General features: G+C 70.6%; 15 protein-coding genes. 11 read left to right on the forward strand and 4 right to left on the reverse strand.

Annotated features, from left to right (window positions below; translation table 11 throughout):
• Positions 1-167: 167 nt before the first annotated feature.
• Entirely contained in the window at positions 168-4607 is a 4440-nt protein-coding gene (locus ACGFSB_RS33585; RefSeq protein ID WP_393407223.1) for an aminotransferase class I/II-fold pyridoxal phosphate-dependent enzyme, read from the forward strand.
• Between the two features lie 7 nt (positions 4608-4614).
• Complete coding sequence (locus ACGFSB_RS33590) at positions 4615-5352, forward strand: class I SAM-dependent methyltransferase (protein ID WP_393407226.1); 738 nt, start codon at positions 4615-4617, stop codon at positions 5350-5352.
• A 24-nt stretch (positions 5353-5376) separates the two neighbouring features.
• Here ACGFSB_RS33590 and ACGFSB_RS33595 read toward each other — a convergent pair whose 3' ends face one another.
• The 3 genes from ACGFSB_RS33595 to ACGFSB_RS33605 form a co-directional block, all read right to left on the reverse strand.
• Positions 5377-7170: a glycoside hydrolase family 15 protein gene (locus ACGFSB_RS33595; protein ID WP_393407229.1), complete on the reverse strand. Its 1794-nt coding sequence runs from the start codon at positions 7168-7170 to the stop codon at positions 5377-5379.
• 70 nt (positions 7171-7240) lie between these two features.
• Complete coding sequence (locus tag ACGFSB_RS33600) at positions 7241-7924, reverse strand: response regulator (protein WP_393407232.1); 684 nt, start codon at positions 7922-7924, stop codon at positions 7241-7243.
• Positions 7921-9216 (reverse strand): sensor histidine kinase, encoded by a 1296-nt coding sequence (locus ACGFSB_RS33605; protein ID WP_393407234.1) that lies wholly within the window; start codon positions 9214-9216, stop codon positions 7921-7923. Before ACGFSB_RS33605 ends, ACGFSB_RS33600 begins: the two co-directional genes overlap by 4 nt.
• A gap of 111 nt (positions 9217-9327) precedes the next feature.
• Between ACGFSB_RS33605 and ACGFSB_RS33610 the strand changes: the two genes are divergently transcribed.
• The 7 genes from ACGFSB_RS33610 (at position 9328) to ACGFSB_RS33640 (ending at position 17044) form a co-directional block, all read left to right on the forward strand.
• Positions 9328-10293, forward strand: coding sequence for an ABC transporter ATP-binding protein (locus ACGFSB_RS33610; protein WP_393407237.1), 966 nt, complete (start codon positions 9328-9330; stop codon positions 10291-10293).
• Positions 10290-11882 (forward strand): ABC transporter permease subunit, encoded by a 1593-nt coding sequence (locus ACGFSB_RS33615; RefSeq protein WP_393407239.1) that lies wholly within the window; start codon positions 10290-10292, stop codon positions 11880-11882. The genes ACGFSB_RS33610 and ACGFSB_RS33615 overlap by 4 nt, the downstream gene beginning before the upstream one ends.
• On the forward strand, positions 11879-12682 hold the full coding sequence (locus ACGFSB_RS33620; RefSeq protein ID WP_393407242.1) for an ABC transporter permease: 804 nt from the start codon (positions 11879-11881) through the stop codon (positions 12680-12682). Before ACGFSB_RS33615 ends, ACGFSB_RS33620 begins: the two co-directional genes overlap by 4 nt.
• 229 nt (positions 12683-12911) lie before the next feature.
• Positions 12912-14531, forward strand: coding sequence for a maltose/glucose-specific PTS transporter subunit IIBC (malX, locus tag ACGFSB_RS33625; RefSeq protein ID WP_393407244.1), 1620 nt, complete (start codon positions 12912-12914; stop codon positions 14529-14531).
• Positions 14532-14534: 3 nt separating this feature from the next.
• The gene (locus ACGFSB_RS33630; protein WP_393407247.1) at positions 14535-15713 is read left to right on the forward strand and encodes a MalY/PatB family protein; all 1179 of its coding nucleotides are present in this window, start codon (positions 14535-14537) and stop codon (positions 15711-15713) included.
• Positions 15714-15821: 108 nt separating this feature from the next.
• Positions 15822-16328, forward strand: a complete 507-nt coding sequence (locus ACGFSB_RS33635) for an Lrp/AsnC family transcriptional regulator (RefSeq protein WP_393407250.1) — start codon at positions 15822-15824, stop codon at positions 16326-16328.
• Between the two features lie 26 nt (positions 16329-16354).
• Positions 16355-17044, forward strand: a complete 690-nt coding sequence (locus tag ACGFSB_RS33640; RefSeq protein ID WP_393407252.1) for an HAD family hydrolase — start codon at positions 16355-16357, stop codon at positions 17042-17044.
• 50 nt (positions 17045-17094) lie between these two features.
• Here the strand turns inward: ACGFSB_RS33640 and ACGFSB_RS33645 are convergent, their stop codons facing one another.
• Positions 17095-17709: a hypothetical protein gene (locus ACGFSB_RS33645; protein WP_393407254.1), complete on the reverse strand. Its 615-nt coding sequence runs from the start codon at positions 17707-17709 to the stop codon at positions 17095-17097.
• A gap of 338 nt (positions 17710-18047) precedes the next feature.
• Here ACGFSB_RS33645 and ACGFSB_RS33650 point away from each other — a divergent pair, with 338 nt between their 5' ends.
• On the forward strand, positions 18048-18521 hold the full coding sequence (locus ACGFSB_RS33650) for a DNA-binding protein (RefSeq protein WP_393407257.1): 474 nt from the start codon (positions 18048-18050) through the stop codon (positions 18519-18521).
• A gap of 68 nt (positions 18522-18589) precedes the next feature.
• Positions 18590-19369: an SGNH/GDSL hydrolase family protein gene (locus tag ACGFSB_RS33655; RefSeq protein ID WP_393407260.1), complete on the forward strand. Its 780-nt coding sequence runs from the start codon at positions 18590-18592 to the stop codon at positions 19367-19369.
• Positions 19370-19378: the final 9 nt, after the last annotated feature.

The raw sequence follows: 19378 nt of genomic DNA on the forward strand, positions 1-19378 counted from the left end.
GCCGCAGGAGCCGACCGAAGATGCAGGCGCCCACCGCTCAGGCCTACGCTCTAAGGGCGGGACCCCAGGTCGACGCGTGATTCGCGGACGGTTGCCCCTGCCATGCGGGGAGGCGCTTTGCATTGCTTCAGGCACAGCATCGGCGACACCCACGGGCCCATCGGCTCATGGCCGCCTACGTCCTCCTGGTAGCCGCTCTCACCGCCGCCTATATGACCCTCCCTGGCCTGCGCGCCCCGCTCTGGGCGCTCATCGGCCTCGGCGGAGTCACCGCCGTACTCATCGGCACCCGCCTCCACCGTCCCGCGCACCGCTGGCCGTGGTGGGTGCTCGCGGCAGGGCTGCTCGCGTTCGCCGCGGGCGACACGTACTACAACGTGGTCGAGCAGTACTTCCAGGCGTCGAATCCGTTCCCGTCCCCGGCGGACGCCTGCTATCTCGCGGTGTATCCGCTGCTCGCCGCGGGCCTCTTCGGCCTCGTCCGCTACCGCTGGGCGGGCCGCGACCTGCCGAGCCTCCTCGACGCGCTGATCATCACCTGCGGGCTCGCGCTGCCCGTCTGGGTCTATCTGGTCCAGCCGCTCACCGAGGTCGAGGGCCTGACCTGGCCGCAGCGCGCCATCAGCATCGCCTATCCGCTCGGCGACGTACTGGTCCTCGCCCTCCTCGCCCGGCTGCTCACCCCGGGCTTCGTGACCGGCCGCAATTCCGCCGTACGCCTGCTCGTCCTCGGCACGGTCACCCTGCTCGGCTTCGACATCGCGTACGGGATTCTGCAGCTCAACGGGATGTGGCAGGCGGGCACGCTCCTGGACATGGGCTGGATCGTCTTCTACACGGCGTGGGGCCTGGCCGCGCTGCACCCTTCGATGGTGGAGCTGACCTCGTACACACATCAGCGCCCGACCCTGCTCCCGCCGCCGCGCAGGCTCCTGCTGCTCGCCGCGGCCACCCTCATAGCCCCGGGGATTCTGCTCGCGGAGGGCCTCATCGACAGGGCTCACGACGCGCCTGTGATCGCCGCCTTCTCCGGCGCGCTGTTCCTTCTGGTGATCTGCCGGCTCGCGGGCATGGTCGTGGCGCGCCGCAAGGCCCTGGACCGCGAGCTCGCGCTGCTGACCGCGGCCTCCTCGCTGGTGGCCGCGGTCACGCCGGAGGAGATCGCCGCGACCTGTGAGTCCACGGTCGCCGCGCTGTCCGGGCCGGGAGCCGGGACCCGGACCCTGCTCCTGGAGGCGGGCGACACACCACCGGTCCCCTACGCCGCCCTCGACCTGCGCAGCACGAGGCTGGTGCAGGCCGTCGCTCTCGGCCCGGAGATCGCCGCCCGCCTCGAGCCGACGCCGAGTGCTCTGGTGTGCCCGATGATCCAGCGCGATCGTCCGGCGGGGGACGATCCGCCGGGAGTGCTGATCGCGGCAGGATCCGAGCGACAGCTCACAGAGATCTGGGGCTCCCTGGAGATCCTCGCCTCGCACGCGGGCCTGGCGAAGGAGCGCATCGCGCTCCGGCAGGAAATCATCCGCCGGGAGAGCGAGGCGTATTTCCGTGCCTTGGTGCGCAACGCGTCCGACGTCATCCTCATCGTCGACGACGACAACACCGTCCGGTACGCGAGCCCGTCCGCGCAGGCCGTGTTCGGGGCCGCCGCGCTGGTCGGGGCGGGACTGCCGGACCTTGTCGACCCACGGGACAGGGACCGGGCGGCACGGGTGCTCGCGGCCATGCGCGGCGGCGGGCAGCAGGAGCCTCACGACTACTGGTGGATGCCGCGCGACGGCGGACGGATCGAGGTGGCGATGCGGTGCAGCGACCTGCGTCACGACCCGGCCGTGCGGGGGCTCGTCGTCACTCTGCGGGATGTGACCGAGCAGCGTCAGCTGGAGCACGAGCTCACCCAGCGGGCCTTCCACGACGCGCTGACCGGCCTGCCCAATCGGACGCTGCTCATGGAGCGCATCGAGCGCGCGCTGCTCCGTGGCCGCCGGGAGTCGACGCTGACCTGCCTGCTCTTCATCGACCTCGACGACTTCAAGGTCGTCAACGATTCGATGGGGCACTCGGCGGGCGACCAGCTTCTGGCCTCCGTCGGTGCCCGCCTGTCGCGGACGCTGCGCCGCAGTGACACCGCGGCCCGCCTCGGCGGCGACGAGTTCGCCGTCCTGATGGAGGACGCGAAGGAGCCCGTCGACGCCGAGATCCTGGCCGCGCAGGTGGTGCAGGCGCTCAGCCGCCCGTTCCAACTGTCCGGGGACAGCGTGAGCGTCTCGGCGAGCGTGGGCGTGGCCACGGCAGCGGACAGCGCCGACTCCGAGGAGCTCATCGCCCACGCCGACCTGGCGCTGTACGCCGCCAAAGCCGCGGGGAAGCGCCAGTGGCGCCGCTTCCAGCAGCGGCTGCACGTCCGGATGCTGGAGCGGCACGAGCTCCAGGCGAGCCTGGACCGGGCGATCGCCGATGAGCAGTTCACGTTGCGCTATCAGCCAGTCGTGGACATCACCGCGAACGGCCGCCCGGCAGACGGTGCGAAGGGCGGTGCGGCGGGGGTTGCGACGGACGGTGCCGAGATCGTCGGCTTCGAGGCCCTGGCCCGCTGGCCGCACCCCCGGCGCGGCCTGGTGCCGCCGCAGCAGTTCATCCCGCTCGCCGAGGAGACCGGGCACATCACACTGCTAGGCGCCTGGGTCCTCAGGAACGCCGCCGCGGACATCGCCCAGTTGCAGAGCGTGGGGGCATCGTCGGGCCGTCGTCCGTACGTCAGCGTCAACGTGTCCGCGCGCCAGTTCCGCGACACGGGCTTCCTCGACGAGGTGCGCAAGGCGCTCCAGACGCCCGGACTCGCCCCGGGGTCACTGCAGTTGGAGCTCACGGAGTCGGTGCTCATGCGCCAGGACGGACAGATCCAGGCGGTCATGGGGGCGCTGAAGGACCTCGGTGTGCGGATCGCGGTCGACGACTTCGGCACGGGATTCTCCTCGCTGCGCTATCTCCGCGAGTTCCCCATCGACGTACTCAAGATCGACAAGACCTTCATCGACGACATCGCCCACGACCCCCGGCAGGTCGCCCTCGTCGAGGCGATCGTGCACCTCGCCGACACGATGGGCCTCCCGGTCATCGCCGAGGGGATCGAGCAGTCCGCGCAGCGGGACCTCCTTGCCGGGATGGGCTGCCGGTTCGGGCAGGGCTATCTTTTCGCCCGGCCGCTGACGACCGGGCAGGTGGAGCGGCTGCTCAGCCGACGGCGGGATTCGCGCGAGGGTCCGCTCCGGGATCCGCGCCGTGATCCGCGCCGGAAGAACGGCGCCCCTCCTGCCCTTGCCGTCACCCCGCCCCCCTCTCAGACGCAGGGCGCCATGAGCGACCCTGACATCGGACTCCTCGGGGTACGGCGCGATCCGCGCTGGGGCGATCTCGAACACCTGCGGCGGACAAGCCCGATGAGCGACTGTGTCCTCGACGAAGTCCGCGGCAGACACATCCGCAGCGGCGATCACTGGCTCATCGACTTCGCCTCCTGCAACTACCTGGGCTTCGACTGCGACCCCGAGATCATCGACGCCATCGATCCCGCCGTACGCCGCTGGGGAACGCACCCCAGCTGGTCCCGCCTCCTCGGCAGCCCCCGGCTCTACCCGGAGATCGAGGAACGGCTCGCCGCGCTGCTCGGAGCGCCCGACACCCTGCTGCTCCCGACGGCCACCCTGATCCACGCCTCGGTGATCCCCGTACTCGCGGCCAAGGGCCATGTCTTCGTCGAGGCCGCGGCGCACCGCACCGTGTACGACGGCTGCGTGTCGGCCCGCGGACAGGGCGCCACCCTGCGGCGCTTCCACGCCGACCGGCCCGACGAGCTGGCGGCCCTGCTGCGGGCGGTGCCGAGCGGCTCGGCCCGCTTGGTCTGCCTGGACGGCGTCAACAGCATGAGCGGCGACATCGCCGATGTGCCCGAACTGGCCCGGATCTGCCGGGAGTCGGACGCCACCCTGTATATCGACGACACCCATGGGTTCGGCGTCATCGGAGAGCGCGGCGCCGACGAACCGTGTCCGTACGGATCGCGCGGCAACAGCGTCGTACGGCACACCGGCGAGACGTACGACAACATCGTGCTCGTCGGCGGCTTCTCCAAGGCCTACTCGTCGCTGCTCGCCTTTCTCGCGCTTCCGCCCCGGCTCAAGGACCATCTGAAGGTCGCCGCGGCCCCCTATCTCTACTCCGGGCCCTCGCCCACGGCCTCGCTCGCCACCGCGCTCGCCGGTCTGGAGGTCAACGACCGGCGGGGCGACGCCATCCGCGCCGATCTGCACCGCAAGACCGTCCGGGTGCTGGACCACGTGAACGGGCTCGGCCTGGCGACGCTGAACTCCGATCAGCTGCCGATCGTGGAGATTCCCCTGGTGAACGCATCGGACCTGGACGCGGTCGCCGAGTTCCTGTGGGAGCAGGGCATCTATGTGACGCTCGCGGCCTACCCGCTCGTGCCGCACGACCGCGTCGGCTTCCGCGTACAGCTCACGGCCCTGAACTCCGACGACGACATCGACCGGCTCAACGCGGCCCTGACGGGGCTCTCCGAGCGATTCCCACTGCGGCCGGGGAGCTGACACCGGTATGGCTCCGACCCGCAACGACGACGTGGACTGGGACAGCTGGCCCGTCCAGGACTACCTCGGCGAGAACTACCGCGAGCTGCATCCGTCCGACGCCGCGGTCATCGCCCACCACTCCGCCTTCTACCGGCGGTTCGCTCCGGGCAGCGCCGCACGCTCCCTGGAGTTCGGGGCCGGGCCCAACCTCTACCCCCTGATGGTCGCCGCCGCCGCGAGCCGCCGTGTCGACGCCGTCGAGGCGAGCGCGGCGGGTGTCGCCTATCTGACCCGGCAGCTCGAACAGGGCCCGGACGAGAGCTGGTTGCCGTTCCACGCGCTGTGCCGTCGCCTCAACCCGGACCTGCCGCCCACGCTGCCGGAGGCGCTCGCGCCGGTGCGGGTGGTGCACGGTGACATCCGGGCGCTGACGCCCGGCACGTACGACATCGCGTCGATGAACTTCGTCGCCGAGGGAGTCACCGAGGACTTCGCGGAGTTCACGGACTTCTGCCACCGCTTCGTACGCTCCGTCGTCCCCGGCGGCCACCTGGTGGCGGCGTTCATGGAGAACATGCCGACGTACCGCATCGGGCCCGCGTCGCGCTGGCCCGGCTGCCCCGTGAACCCCGCGGTCGTCACCGAGGTGTTCGCCCCGCTCACGGCGGAACTCGCGGTCACCCGGATCGACGCCGACCCGACGCTGCCGGACTACGGCGACTCGGGCATGGTGCTCATGACGGCGGTCAGGCGGCGGACCTGACCGCCCCTGTCATGACCGCCCCGGTCAGGCGCCCGCCTCCTGAAGGGCGAACGCCGTCTCCACCAGGGCGATGTGGCTGAACGCCTGGGGTACGTTGCCCAGTTGGCGACCGCTGTCCGGGTCCCACTGCTCCGCCAGCAGGCCCACGTCGTTGCGGACGCCCAGGACGCGCTCGAAGGTCTCCCGTGCCTGACGGAGGTCGCCGGTCGCCGCCAACGCGTCGGCGTACCAGAGGGAGCACGCCACGAACGTGCCGTCGGATCCCCGCATTCCGTCCACGCTGTGCCTGCCGCGGCCGTCGTTCGCGTACCGTCGCATGAATCCGTGGTGGGCGAGGGCCCGCATCGCCCGGACGGTGCCGCGTACGCGCGCGTCGTCGGCGGGAAGGAAACCGACCCGGGGGATCAGCAGAGCCGAAGCGTCGAGGGCGGGCGACCCGTAGGACTGCACGAACGATCCCTGCCCCGCGTCCCAGCCCTCGCGGCACACCTCCTGGTGCACCGCGTCCCGCATGGCGCGCCACTCGTCCGCACATTCATTCCTGCCGAGCAGTTCGCCCATGCGCAGGGCACGGTCGGCGGCCACCCACGACATGACCTTGGAGTGGACGAACTGCCGCCGGTCGCCCCGGACTTCCCACAGCCCCTGATCCGGTTCGTGCCAGTGCTCGCGCAGATGGCTCATCAGGGACTTCACCAGGTTCCAGAGGTGAGCTTCCAGCGGAATCCCGGCCCGCAGCGACAAGTAGAGGGTGTCGAGGACTTCGCCGTAGACGTCCAGCTGGAACTGGTCGACCGCCGCGTTCCCGAACCTGACGGGCCGCGACCCCTCGTATCCGGGCAGCCACGGCGCCTCGGCCTCGGGCAGCCGCCGCTGTCCGCCCACGCCGTACACCGCCTGGAGACCGGCGGGGTCGCCGGCCACGGCACGCACCAGCCAGTCGAGCCAGGCCGTGGCCTCGTCGCGGTAGCCGCTGCGCAGCAGGCAGGACAGGGTCAGGGTGGAATCGCGCAGCCAGCAGAAGCGGTAGTCCCAGTTGCGTTCGCCGCCGACGCACTCGGGCAGCGAAGTGGTGGGCGCCGCGACGATGCCGCCCGTGGGCGCGTAGGTGAGCGCCTTCAGCGTGATCAGCGAGCGGGTGACGGCTTCCCGCCACGGGCCCTGGTAGCGGCACCGGGCCGTCCAGCGCCGCCAGAAGTCGCTGGTCGCCTTGAGGGCCGTCTCCGCCGGGACACTCAGAGGCTCGGGCGGATCGGGCAGGTGCGAGGGCGCCCATACGAGTTGCAGTGTGAGGCGCTGGCCCGCGGACACGGTGAAGTCGAGGACCGTGGTGGAGTCGCCTGTGCCGCGTATCTCCATCGGGCCGTCAGCGCTCGTCCAGAGCGCATCAGGACCGGCGACGGCGACCGTGCAGTGCCCATCGGCCCGTACCCAGGGCGTGACGCGTCCCTGGTTGAAGCGCGGCCGAAGTTCGCTGCGCATGGCCACGGCGCCGGACAGGCCTTCGACGAGGCGCACGATGCAGGGCAGCCCCGCGCGAGGTGGCATGAAGTCCGTGATGCGTACGGTGCCGCCGGGGCACTCCCAGGCGGAATCCATCACCAGGGTGTCCTGGCGGTAGGCCCGCCGGGTGCAGGGTCCCGCGCCGATGGGGGAAACCCGCCAGAATCCGTTGTCTCCTGTGCCGAGCAGTGCGGCGAAACAGGCCGGTGAGTCGAAGCGCGGCAAGCAGAGCCAGTCGATCGACCCGTCCCTGCCGAGCATGGCGGCGGTTTCCAGGTCGCTGATGAGGGCGTAGTCCTCGATACGAGCGTTCATGATCGGGTCACGCCGTCGTGCACATTGCCGCCTTTCCATTGTACGGCGGACACGCCCCTCAGGCCCGGTCTCAGGCCCCCGCCCTCGGCACCACGAGCCCCGACTCGTACGCCGCCACCACCGCCTGCGTGCGGTCCCGCAACCCCAGCTTGCCGAGCACCCGGCTCACATGGGTCTTCACGGTCTCCTCGCTGACGTGCAGCCGCCCGGCGATCTCCGGGTTGGAAAGACCCTCCGAGATCAGCCGGAGCACCTCGGTCTCGCGGGGCGTGAGCGCGTCGACGCGGGTGGCGGGACCCGCGGGCGGTCCCGGCCTGATGCGGGCGAACTCCGCGATGAGGCGGCGGGTGACGGTGGGCGCGAGAAGACCCTCGCCCGCGGCCACCACCCGCACCGCGTCGAAGAGGCGCTCCGCCGTGACGTCCTTGAGCAGGAACCCGGCGGCGCCCGCGCTCAGCGCGTCGTACACGTGCTCATCCAGGTCGAAGGTGGTGAGAATCAGTACGCGCGTCCCCGTCCCGCCGAGTCGCCCGGTCGCCTCGATCCCGTCCATCACCGGCATCCGTACGTCCATCAGGACGAGGTCGGGCAGCAGTTCCCGGCAGAGCTCGACCGCCCGAGCTCCGTCGGCCGCGGTGCCGACAACGGTGAAGTCGGGCTGGGTGGCCAGGAGTCCGGCGTATCCGGCGCGTACGACTTCGTGGTCGTCGGCGATGACGAGACGCAGCGGAGGAGCTGTGCTGGGGGTGTTCATGCGGCATGTTCCCTCACCGGAGCCGGGAACGTCGCCTCGATGAGGAAGCCGCCGCGCCGGGCAGGACCCGCGCGCAGCTCGCCGCCGACCATCGCGGCGCGCTCCCTCATGCCGAGCAGTCCGTGCCCCTCGTCAAGGTCCTTGTGGGTGTGCGGACTCGGCCCGTTGTCACGTATGCGCAGCCGCAACGCGTCGTGCGTGTAAAGGAGTTCGACATCCACGGCGGCGCCCGGCGCGTGCCGCCGGGTGTTGGTGAGTGCTTCCTGCACGACGCGGTACGCGGTGAGTTCGAGGCCGGGATCCAGCGGGCGCACCGGTCCCTCGACGATGAGACGCACCGCGGCGGCCGACGCGTCGCGCGCCTCGTCGACGAGTTCGCCGAGCTGCTGGAGACCCGGCTGCGGGCGGCGGTCCGGCGCCGCGCCGCCCGCGTCCTCGCGCAGCACACCGAGCAGTCTGCGCATCTCGGTGAGGGCCGTGCGGGCGGTGTCACCGATGGCCAGGAAGCGTTCGGCGCCGACGGCGGGCAGGCCGGGTGTGGTCAGCCTCGCGGTCTCGGCCTGCACCGCGATCATGGAGATGTGGTGGGCGACGACATCGTGCAACTCCCTCGCGATCCTGGCCCGTTCACCTCGCGCCGCGTGTTCCAGGAGGGTGTCCGCGATGGCCTGCTCGGCCGCGCTGTTCGCCAGGGCGGTGTCCCGCGCGCTCCGGGCGAGCCCGGTCCCGGCGGCGACGGCGGCGCACACCGCGGTCAGGACGGTGAGGAACCGCTCCCCCGCACCGGAGCCCGCGGGCGCCGTGACCGCGTACGCGATGAAGGGCAGCGGCAGGAAGGCGGCCAGGAGCTTCGGGCCCCGCCGCCCTGCCTGATGGAGGGAGAACAGGAGCGCGCAGAGACCGGCGCCGGTCAGCACATGGAACGGCGCGAGGGAGAGCATGGCCGCTACGGCGGCGAGAACGGCGGCGACGGCGAAGAAGCCGCGGCGCGCCCGTGTGACGGCGAAGGAGTGCGCCGTCACCGCGAAGTCGCCGCCCGCGAGCACCACGACCGGCACCGTCGACCCCCACGCGAGTGAGAGCGCCAACGGCAGTGGAACATCGCCGTCCGCGCGCAGCAGCACTTCGCTCGCGGCACCGAGCGCGAGGAGCGCCGCGGCCATGACCGGCGTCTCGGGCCTGTGCGCGATGCGGCTGAGCATGGCGCCGCGCCCGAAACCTGCTCGGGAGCCCGCTCCGAAGCCCGTCCTGAAGACCGCTCCGAAGCCCGTTCTGGATGATTTCGCCCTCACACGTGTCATTGTCACCACCTAGGGGCCCTACGGCGTCCCTTACGTGAGGGATACGAAGACGGCTCCACGGCGTGACGACCCGCGGCCACGGCGTGCCTAGCCTCGCTTCTCATGGATGGCATCACAGGAACGACCGATGGCGGCGAAGCGACCATCGAAGTACGCGGACTGCGCAAGCGGTTCGGGACGGTCACGGCGGTGGACGGGCTCTCCTTCACCGTCACCCCTGGGCAGGTCACAGGGTTCGTCGGCCCCAACGGCGCGGGCAAGTCGACCGCCATGCGCATCGCCCTCGGCCTGGACTCGGCGGACGAGGGCACGGCCCTCATCGGCGGGCGCCCCTACCAGGCGCTGCGTACGCCCCTGCTGGAAGTGGGGTCGCTGCTCGACGCGGCCGCCGTGCATCCCAGCCGCCGGGGACGCGACCACCTGCTGTGGATGGCGCACTCGCATCGGCTTCCCGTGCGCCGCGTCGACGAAGTCCTCGAGCTCGTCGGGCTCGGGGAGGCCGCGCGGCGCAGGGCCGGCGGGTACTCGCTCGGTATGCGGCAACGCCTCGGCATCGCGGCGGCGCTGCTCGGCGATCCGCCCGTTCTGCTCTTCGACGAACCGGTCAACGGGCTCGACCCGGAGGGCATCCGGTGGATCCGCGGCTTCCTGAAGTCCCTTGCCGCCGAGGGCCGCGCCGTGCTCGTCTCCAGTCACCTGATGAGTGAACTCGAGGACACCGCTGACCACTTGGTGGTGGTCGGGCGCGGGCGCGTCATCGCCGACACGAGCGTACGAGAGCTGCTTGCCGCCGCGTCGGACGACCGCGTCGAGGTACGGACGACCGACCGGACCACGGCGATGACCGTCCTCGCGGGCGCCGGGGCGAGCGTCGCGGCCACCGGACGCGACACGCTCACCGTCTCCCACATCGCGGCGGAACGCGTCGTGGAACTGCTCGGCGGTGCGGGGGTCCCGTTCTCCGGGGTCGCCGCGCACCGGGCCACGCTTGAGGAGGCGTACATGGAACTGACCAGGGACGACGTGGAGTTCGCCGCCGAGCACCCGGTCGGGGAGGTCACGCGATGACCACCGTGACACCGACACGCCGCCCCAGCACGGTCGTGGTCGGCCGCGACGGCTTCCCGCAGCTCCTGCGCGCCGAGTGGACCAAGCTGCGTACGGTGCGCCGCTGGGGCTTCACCCTGCTCGCCGCGGTCCTGGTGACCCTGCTGATCTCCCTGTTCTCCGCGTCCAGTTCGGGCGTCGAGATCGCGGGCGGCGGCTCGTCGGCGGCCACCGGACCCGACGGCCAGTCCATCCGCGACGACTTCACCTTCGTCCACCGCACGCTCCCCGCCGACGGCAGCATCACCGCTCGGGTGACAGGACCCACCGGCGTGCGTCCCGACCGGGCGCCCGAGTGGGCCAAGGCAGGCGTCATCGTCAAGCAGAACACCCAGAGCGGCTCCGACTACGCGGCGCTGATGGTCACTCCGGGGCACGGGGTACGGTTCCAGAGCGACTTCACCCACGACGTCGCGGGCGGCGCCGCCTCCGCGAGCACACCGCACTGGCTGCGCTTGACCCGCAAGGGCGCCACCATCACGGCGTACGCGTCTGCCGACGGCCGTGGCTGGAAGAAGATCGGCACGACCGAACTGGCCGAGCAGGCGGGCTCTGTGCCGGTCGGTCTCTTCGTGGCGTCACCCAATGTGCAGTCCATGGAGCGCAAGTTCGGCAACGTGTCGGTGAACGACGGCCCATCGCGCTCGACGGCACGCTTCGACGAAGTGACCGTCAAGGGATCGGACAGCGGGGCGGACTGGCAGCGGACCGACGTCGGCCGGGAAGCCGAAGGAGAGCAAGGCAAGCCAGGACAGAGTGCGGGCGAACCAGGCGCGGGCAAACCAGGTGCGGGCCAACCGGACAATGGCGGACAGGGCCAACTGACCCGCTCCGGCGGCACGTTCACGCTCACCGGCTCCGGCGACATCGCCCCCGGCACCCCTGTGCAGCCCGACCTCGTCGCGACCTCCCTGAACGGCACCCAGCTCGGCCTGGTCCTGATCGCCGCGCTCGGCGTCCTGTTCATCACCGCCGAGTACCGGCGCGGGATGATCCGCACCACGTTCCTGGCCAGTCCGCGGCGCGGTCGCGTCCTGGTCGCCAAGGCCGTGGTAATCAGCGCGGTCACTTTCGCCACCGGACTCGTCACGGCCATCGCCTCGTTCCTGCTCACCATGCCCGTGCTGCGGGACAACGGCCACAAGCCGCCCCTCTTCCCCGAGTTCTCCCTGACCGACGGTCCCGTCCTGCGCGCACTGTTCGGCACCGCCGCCCTGCTCGCTCTGATCGCCGTACTCGCCCTGGGTCTCGGCGCCTTGATGCGCAACACGGCCGCCGCGATCACCACCGTCGTGGTGGTGATCGTCCTGCCGCTGATCCTGGTCAGTGTGCTGCCGCTCGGCCTTTCGCAGTGGCTGCAACGGCTCACGCCCGTCGCGGGGTTCGCGGTCCAGGAGTCGACGCCGCGCCACCACCAGGTGGCGAGCCTCTGCCTCCCGGAGGACGGCTGCTATCCGCAGGGCGCGTGGACCGGCCTGGCCACGCTTGCCGCGTACGCCGTCGTGGTGCTCGGGATCGCGGTGTGGCGCATCCGGAAGAAGGACGCGTGAAGAGCCTCGGCCTCGTGGGGGACGGCCGCGCACTCGGCACCGTACATGCCGAGTGGACCAAACTCCGTACGCTGCAAAGCACTTGGTGGCTGCTGTTCGCCCTGGTGGCCCTGACCGTCCTCGCCGGCACGGCCACCGCCGCGTCGATGACCGCCGGGGACTGCCCGGTCCCGGCGGACTGCCACGAGGACACCGTGAAGCTCAGCCTCACGGGGGTCTGGCTCGGCCAGGGCGCGGTCGTCGTCCTCGCGGTGCTCACGATGAGCGGCGAGTACGGCACGGGCACCATCCGTACGACGCTGACGACGGAACCCGGCCGCGTACGCCTGCTCGCCGCCAAGGCGCTCGTGCTCTGCACACTGACCGCGGCGGCGAGCGCGGTCGGGGTGGCCGTCTCCCTCGTGGCGGGCAGGATGCTCCTGTCCGCCGACGGCTTCGCGACCCCCGCCCTCACCGCTGGACCGACACTCCGCGCGGCCGTCGGCACGGTCCTCTACCTCACGCTCACCGCCCTGATCGGCCTGGGCGCGGCTGCCGCCCTGCGCGACACGGCGACCGCCATCACCTCGGTCCTCGCCCTCTTCTACGTCTTCCCACTGCTCGCGGGTCTGCTCGGCGACCCCGACTGGCAGGAGAACGCGCGGCGGATCACACCCGCGACGGCCGGGCTCGCGATCCAGGCGACCACCGACCTGGACCAGCTGCCGATCGGACCGTGGGCGGGGCTCGGGGTGCTTGCCGCGTACGCGGGCGCGGCGCTCGTCGCTGGTGGGTGGGTGCTGCGGAAGCGGGACGCGTGAGGGCGCGAACGGCGTGCTCGGGGGCTCTCCATGGACAGCCCCCGAGCCGCTGTGATCTCATCCGTCCGGGCGGATCGATCAACCTTCGGCGTGGATCGATGGACCATCCACGCTGATCGGCGGGCGATCCCTGTGCGCAGCATGTGACCGGCCACCGTCTGGGCCCGCGCGCCTGTGGGCCGGTCATCGCATGTCTCCCGCTCCACTCAGGCCCGAAAGACCCCCACACATGCAGAAGACCAAGTCCGCGCTCTGGGAGTTCCTCCAGGGCCTCGGCAAGACGTTCATGCTTCCGGTGGCGCTGCTCGCGTTCTGCGGCATCATGCTGGGCATCGGCTCGTCGCTCTCCAGCGACGCGGTCACCGACAACCTGACCTTCCTCAAGGGCGAGGGCTTCCACCTCGTCTTCACGTGGATGGCGAGCACCGGGCTCGTGGCCTTCAAGTTCCTCCCGGTGATGTTCGCGATAGCCATCCCGCTGGGTCTTGCCCGCGAGGACAAGGGCGTCGCGGCGTTCTCCGGTTTCGTGGGCTTCGCCTCCATGAACCTGGCGGTGAACTTCTACCTCACCGCCAAGGGCGTCGACGTCGAGGACGAGAAGGTCATCGCCCACTACGGCATCGCCGATGTGATCGGCATCCAGTCGATCGATACGGGACTGCTCGGCGCCGTCGCTGTTGGCATCGTTGTCAGCGTGCTCCACCAGCGGTTTCGTGCCCAGCGGATGCCGGACGCGCTCGCCTTCTTCGGCGGTCTGCGGTTCGTGCCGATCGTCTCCGCGATCACGCTCAGCCTGCTCGGTCTGCTGATCCCGCTGGTGTGGCCGACGTTCAACAGCTGGATCACGGATCTCGGCCGCGCGATCGGGCACACGGGCGTCTTCGGCCCGTTCTTCTTCGGCATGGGAGAGGTGCTGCTCCGCCCGATCGGCCTGCACCACATCCTCGTGGCCATGTTCCGCTTCACCGATGTCGGCGGTTCCGGCGCGGTGTGCGGCGACAACCTCTCCGGCGCGCTCAACCTCTTCTACGCGCAGCTCAACTGCGCCAAGCCGCCCACCGACGCGGTCACCAACGCCACTCACTTCCTGTCCCAGGGCAAGATGGCGGCCTACCTCGGCGGCCTGCCGGGGGCGGCCCTGGCGATGTATCACTGCGCCGACAAGAAGATGCGCCCGGAGATCAAGGCGCTCCTGGTCTCCGGCGTCGTCGCGTGCGTCGTCGGCGGCATCACCGAACCGCTCGAGTTCCTGTTCCTGTTCATCGCGCCGTGGCTGTACTTGATCCACGCCGTCCTGGTCGGCCTCGGCTTCCTGACCGCCGCTGTCCTCGGGGTGTTCATCGGCAACACCGACGGCAACGTCATCGACTGGCTCGTCTTCGGCGTCCTGCAGGGGACGACCACGAAGTGGTACCTGATACCCGTCATCGCCGCGGTGTGGTTCGCCGTCTACTACTTTCTCTTCCGCTGGGCCATCGTCCGCTTCGACCTCAAGACGCCGGGGCGCGAGGAGCCTTCGGCGGAGGAAGCCGAGGAGGAGGCCGAGAAGGAGGACGAGGTCGCTGAGGACGGGGCGTCGGGAGCTCCACGTGAGCTGATCGCCGGAAAGTACGACGCGGTGGCGATCCTGGACGCGATCGGCGGCGCCGAGAACATCCAGTCCCTCGACAACTGCATCACCCGCCTTCGTATGACAGTCGAGGACGCCGAGCGGGTCGACGAGAAGCGTCTGAAGAAGCTGGGCGCGGTCGGCGTCATCACACTCGACGCGCACAACGTGCAGGTCATCATCGGCCCGCAGGTGCAGTCGGTGAAGGACGCGATCGCGTCGATAACCCGGGTGGGCTGAACAATGCGACTGCCCTCCCCCGCCTACGACTTCGACACCCCCGTCGACCGGCACGGCACCTGGTGCACCCAGTGGGACTATGTGGAGGGCCGCTTCGGCGTCCCGGACCTGCTGCCCTTCACCATCTCGGACATGGACTTCGAGACGGCACCCGAGGTGCTTTCGGCGCTGCGCGGCCGACTCGGCCACGGCGTGCTCGGCTACTCGCGCTGGCGGCAGGACGACTTCCTCTCCGCGATCGTCGACTGGTACGCCACACGCCACGCGACCGAGGTGGCCCCCGAGTCGATCGTCTACGGCCCGTCCGTGATCTACCAGATCTCCCAGCTCCTGCGGCTGTGGTCGGCCCCCGGCGACGGTGTCGTCGTCCACACGCCGACGTACGACGCCTTCCCCAAGACGATCGCCGCGCACGAACGACGACTGCTCGGCTGCCCGCTCGGCGACTGGCCCGCGCTGGAACGGCTGCTCGCTCTCCCGGACACGGCCGTGCTGCTGCTGTGCTCGCCCCACAACCCCACCGGCCATGTGTGGACGGAGGCAGAGCTGAACCGCATCGCGCGACTGTGCGCGCGGTACGGCGTAGCGGTGATCAGCGACGAGATCCACTCCGACCTCGCGCATCCCCCGTACGTCCACCGCCCATGGGCCCGGCACGGCGGCGACGGCGCACGCTGGGCGATCGTGACATCGGCGTCGAAATCCTTCAACATCCCGGCACTCACAGGCAGTTACGGAATCATCGGCGACTCCGCCACGCGCGACGCATACCTGCGTCACCTCAAGGAGGCCGACGGACTCTCATCCCCGGCGGTGCTTTCCCTGGTCGGCCACATCGCCGCATACCGCGAGGGAACCTCATGGCTGGAGGCCCTGGGCACCTACCTGCGCGGCAACCTCCAACTGGTCGCCGAGCACCTCGACACCGCGTTCCCGGATCTGAACTGGACGCCCCCACAGGCGGGTTACCTCGCCTGGATCGACGTACGCCCCCTGGGCCTGAACGACGAGGCGCTGCAACGCGAGCTCATCGAGACCCAGAAGGTGGCGATCATGCCCGGCGCGGCCTACGGCTCCCCGGGCCATCTGCGCCTGAACGTGGGGTGCCCGCGGGGCAAGACCGAGCGGGGTGTCACGGCACTGGTCGAGGCGGTGCGGGCGGTCCGCGAGGCCGCGCTGTAGCCATCAGTAGGCACCCGCGGACCAGAAGGGCCCGTCAGAGCCGCTCACGGTGTGCCATTGGTACAGTCATCACCAGATTCATCCCCCTGCCCCCGGGAGCCCCGCGCCATGGCCGTCGACGAACTCGACACCCGCATTCTGCGTCTCCTCCTGGAGCAGCCCCGCACCAGTGTCCGCGAGTACGCGCGCGTGCTCGGCGTGGCCCGTGGCACCCTCCAGGCCCGGCTCGACCGCCTGGAACGGGACGGGGTGATCACCGGGACGGGGCCTTCGCTGTCCCCTGCCGCGCTCGGGCACCCTGTGCTTGCCTTCGTGCACATCGAGGTGACTCAGGGGCATCTTGACGAGGTGGGTGACGCGCTCGCCGCCGTGCCGGAGATCGTCGAGGCCTTCTCGATCACCGGCGGCGGCGACCTCCTTACCCGCGTGGTCGCCCGGGACAACGGCCACCTGGAGGATGTGGTCCAGCAGTTGATCCAGATGCCGGGCGTGGTCCGCACCCGTACGGAGATGGCCCTGCGCGAGCGCGTCCCGCACCGCCTGCTCCCCCTCGTCGAGTCGATCGGCCGCGCCTCCGCCGCCTCCGCCGCTCAGAAGGGATCCGCTCGGCCGTGATCTGCGGCTTTGACATGCTGGAGACCATGAGCACCCTCGGCAGCACCTCGGTCATCTTCGATCTCGACGGCACTCTGGTGGACAGCGAGCCGAACTACTTCGCGGCGCAACGCGCGATGTTTGCCGAGCACGGCGTCGACTACACCTGGGCCGACAACGAGCAGTACGTAGGCATCGGCACCCAGGAGACCCTCGCCATCTGCAAGGAGCGGTACGGCATCGGCGTACCGGTGGCCGAACTGCTCACGGAGCTCGACCGCCGCTATCTGGAGCTTGCCCGCGCCGATACGCACGTCTTCCCGGAGATGCGCAAGCTCGTGGAGCAGCTGTACGGCGCCGGGGTGCCGATGGCCGTGGCCTCCGGATCCTCGCGCGCGGCCATCGAGTCCATCCTCTCGGGCACGGGCCTCGACGCGCTCCTGACCACGGTCGTCTCCGCCGACGAGGTCGCGCACGGCAAGCCCGCGCCCGACGTCTTCCTGGCCGCCGCCGCACTCCTCGGCGCCGACCCGGCCGACTGCGTGGTCCTGGAGGACGCCGCTCCGGGCGCGACGGCCGCACACGCGGCGGGTATGCGCTGTATCGCGATCCCCTACGTCACCGCCCACGCGGACCAGCCCGCCTTCGCGTCGGCGGGGCTGCTGCTGCGGGGCGGGCAGGTCGAGTTCACGGCGCGGGCGGCGTGGGACTACCTGGAGTCCTTGACGCGGCCGTAGCCGTACGACGCGGTCATCGGCGCGGTCATCGGCGCGGTCATCGGCTCTGTTCAGTACACGATCCCCACCAGGCCGTCCCCCTCCTCCGCGCAGACGAGGCCGCCCTCACAGCAGGCCCCCCACTCACCGGACCGCGGCCCTATGAGCGTCACCCGCTCCCAGCGGTCCGCGGTCGGCTTGGGCCGCGAGAGGCGGAGGCCGAGCTCCGCGACCGTCATGTCGGCCGGTGGCGGATCATCGGGCGCGGCGTCGGCGCCGGGCAGTACGGCCACGATCTCCGTGGCTGGATAGCCGAACAGATCGATGTCCTCCCAGGCGACCGGGGTCGAGGTCACCCCTGGACCGTCTTCCTGGCTCCGCGCCTGAATCTCCACCCGGGCCAGCCGGTCCGTGGCCCCGGGCCCGCCACCGCCGAATCCCACGACGACGCCGTCGAACTCGGCGTCGAAGCTCCACTCCGGTTCGAAGAGGAGGCCACCGAGCCAGGCATCGTGCGCGTGCCGAAGCTCCGCGTACTGGCTCAAGGTCAGGCCCATGCACTGCCGTCGCCGCGTGACTCTGCCGGACGGCAGCAGTTCCAGGATCTCGCCGGGCGTCATCCCGAACCTCACGAGTCCCGCCCCGTCCGGCAGCTCCACGCCGACTTCCCGCAACAACTCCAACATTGCACCATTGTTCACCCGTTGACCCAGGTGGCAAGGCTGTTCACGAGATCGCGGAGAAATCGGGTCTGCGGTCAGCGGTCAGGACTGGGGACGCTTGCCGTGATTGGCCGCGTGCTTGCGGCGTGCCTTCTTCTTACGGCGTCGCTTCGAGGACATGCGATTCCCTCTCGCTCGGTTCTCCCTGGTGCCTTTTGAGGCGTTTTCCACCGTTCCACACCGGCACCCGACCGGCGACCGCACAGCGCGCACGCACACATGCACGCGCGCACGCGCCGATGCAAACACACTGTTTACAACATTAGGTTGACAACATTCCGTACGTCATCGACGCTGATCCCATGCCGACGACTCCGGAACAGCAGCCCGACGCGACCGACCCCTTCAGCCCCACCCACCCCGACCAGATCCGAGCGGGCCGCGCCCCCGCGTCCCTGTTCCGCATCGCCGAGCGGCACGCGGCCACCGACGAGCAGCGCCGGCGGCAGGTGCACGCCACGGTCATCGGCCCGCACGAAGCCATGCGCCTCGTGACGTTCCTGCTGACCGGGATCGCGGAGCCCGCGGAGGGCGAGCCGGAGGTGGACCACGCGGACATCACCGCGGCCCTGACGCTCGTGCCGATGGCGCGCACCGAGATGGACGAGGTGGAGTCCGGACTCCTTCAGATGGCGCGCGGGCGCGGCATGACCTGGCCGGAGATCGCCTTCGGCCTCGGCCTCGGCACACCGCAGGCCGCCAGGCAGCGGTACGAACGGCTGGTCGGACGTACGGCCGTCGACCCGGAGAAGACCAGCGGCAGCCAGGACGGCTGAGCGGCGACCCGCACCGCAGGACCACCCACCGGCGCACGGCGGGAGCTCCCTGTACGATCGCTCCCGCCATGCAGATGAATGCCAACTACACCAGTCTCGTCGCGCTAGGCGACTCCTTCACCGAGGGCATGTCGGACCTGCTGCCCGACGGCAGCTACCGCGGCTGGGCCGACCTCCTCGCCGGCCGGATGGCTGCGGCGTCGCCCGGTTTCCGGTACGCCAACCTCGCGGTGCGCGGAAAGCTCATCGGGCAGATCGTGGCCGAGCAGGTGGACGTCGCCGCCGCGATGAAGCCCGATGTGATCACCCTGGTGGGCGGCCTCAACGACACGCTGCGCCCCAAGTGCGACATGGCCCGCGTACGTGCCCTGCTCGAGGAGGCGGTGGAACGCCTCGCGCCCTCGTGCGAGCAGCTGATCCTGATGCGCAGCCCCGGCCGGAACGGCCCCGTGATGCAGCGTTTCCGCCCGCGCATGGAGGAACTCTTCGCGTACGTCGACGACTTGGCGGCGCGGCACGGCGCGGCGGTCGTGGACCTCTACGGAGCGACCGTGCTCGGCGATCAGCGTCTCTGGGACGTCGACCGTCTGCACCTCACGGCCGAGGGCCACCGCAGGGTGGCCGAGGCGGTGTGGCAGACGCTCGGCTACGCACCCGAGGACGACTGGCAGTCCCTGCTCCCGTCCACCGCCCCGCCGAACTGGGCGGCGCGACGCGTCACCGACGTCCGCTTCGCCAGGCAGCACCTCGTCCCGTGGATCGGCCGCCGCCTGACGGGCCGCTCATCCGGCGACGGCCTCCCGGCCAAGCGGCCGGACCTGCTGCCTTACGAGGGCCCTCTCGCGTAGGCGATCCGC

The sequence above is a fragment of the Streptomyces sp. NPDC048441 genome (assembly GCF_043200235.1).
Lineage (GTDB): Bacteria > Actinomycetota > Actinomycetes > Streptomycetales > Streptomycetaceae > Streptomyces.

What these genes read in the sequence shown, in the direction of transcription:
- ACGFSB_RS33585 (WP_393407223.1), top strand. Translation starts at nt 168, where the DNA reads ATGGCCGCCTACGTCCTCCTGGTAGCCGCTCTCACCGCCGCCTATATG.
- ACGFSB_RS33590 (WP_393407226.1), top strand. Translation starts at nt 4,615, where the DNA reads ATGGCTCCGACCCGCAACGACGACGTGGACTGGGACAGCTGGCCCGTC.
- ACGFSB_RS33595 (WP_393407229.1), bottom strand. Translation starts at nt 7,170, where the DNA reads ATGAACGCTCGTATCGAGGACTACGCCCTCATCAGCGACCTGGAAACC.
- ACGFSB_RS33600 (WP_393407232.1), bottom strand. Translation starts at nt 7,924, where the DNA reads ATGAACACCCCCAGCACAGCTCCTCCGCTGCGTCTCGTCATCGCCGAC.
- ACGFSB_RS33610 (WP_393407237.1), top strand. Translation starts at nt 9,328, where the DNA reads ATGGATGGCATCACAGGAACGACCGATGGCGGCGAAGCGACCATCGAA.
- ACGFSB_RS33615 (WP_393407239.1), top strand. Translation starts at nt 10,290, where the DNA reads ATGACCACCGTGACACCGACACGCCGCCCCAGCACGGTCGTGGTCGGC.
- malX (WP_393407244.1), top strand. Translation starts at nt 12,912, where the DNA reads ATGCAGAAGACCAAGTCCGCGCTCTGGGAGTTCCTCCAGGGCCTCGGC.
- ACGFSB_RS33630 (WP_393407247.1), top strand. Translation starts at nt 14,535, where the DNA reads ATGCGACTGCCCTCCCCCGCCTACGACTTCGACACCCCCGTCGACCGG.
- ACGFSB_RS33635 (WP_393407250.1), top strand. Translation starts at nt 15,822, where the DNA reads ATGGCCGTCGACGAACTCGACACCCGCATTCTGCGTCTCCTCCTGGAG.
- ACGFSB_RS33640 (WP_393407252.1), top strand. Translation starts at nt 16,355, where the DNA reads ATGAGCACCCTCGGCAGCACCTCGGTCATCTTCGATCTCGACGGCACT.
- ACGFSB_RS33645 (WP_393407254.1), bottom strand. Translation starts at nt 17,709, where the DNA reads ATGTTGGAGTTGTTGCGGGAAGTCGGCGTGGAGCTGCCGGACGGGGCG.
- ACGFSB_RS33650 (WP_393407257.1), top strand. Translation starts at nt 18,048, where the DNA reads ATGCCGACGACTCCGGAACAGCAGCCCGACGCGACCGACCCCTTCAGC.
- ACGFSB_RS33655 (WP_393407260.1), top strand. Translation starts at nt 18,590, where the DNA reads ATGCAGATGAATGCCAACTACACCAGTCTCGTCGCGCTAGGCGACTCC.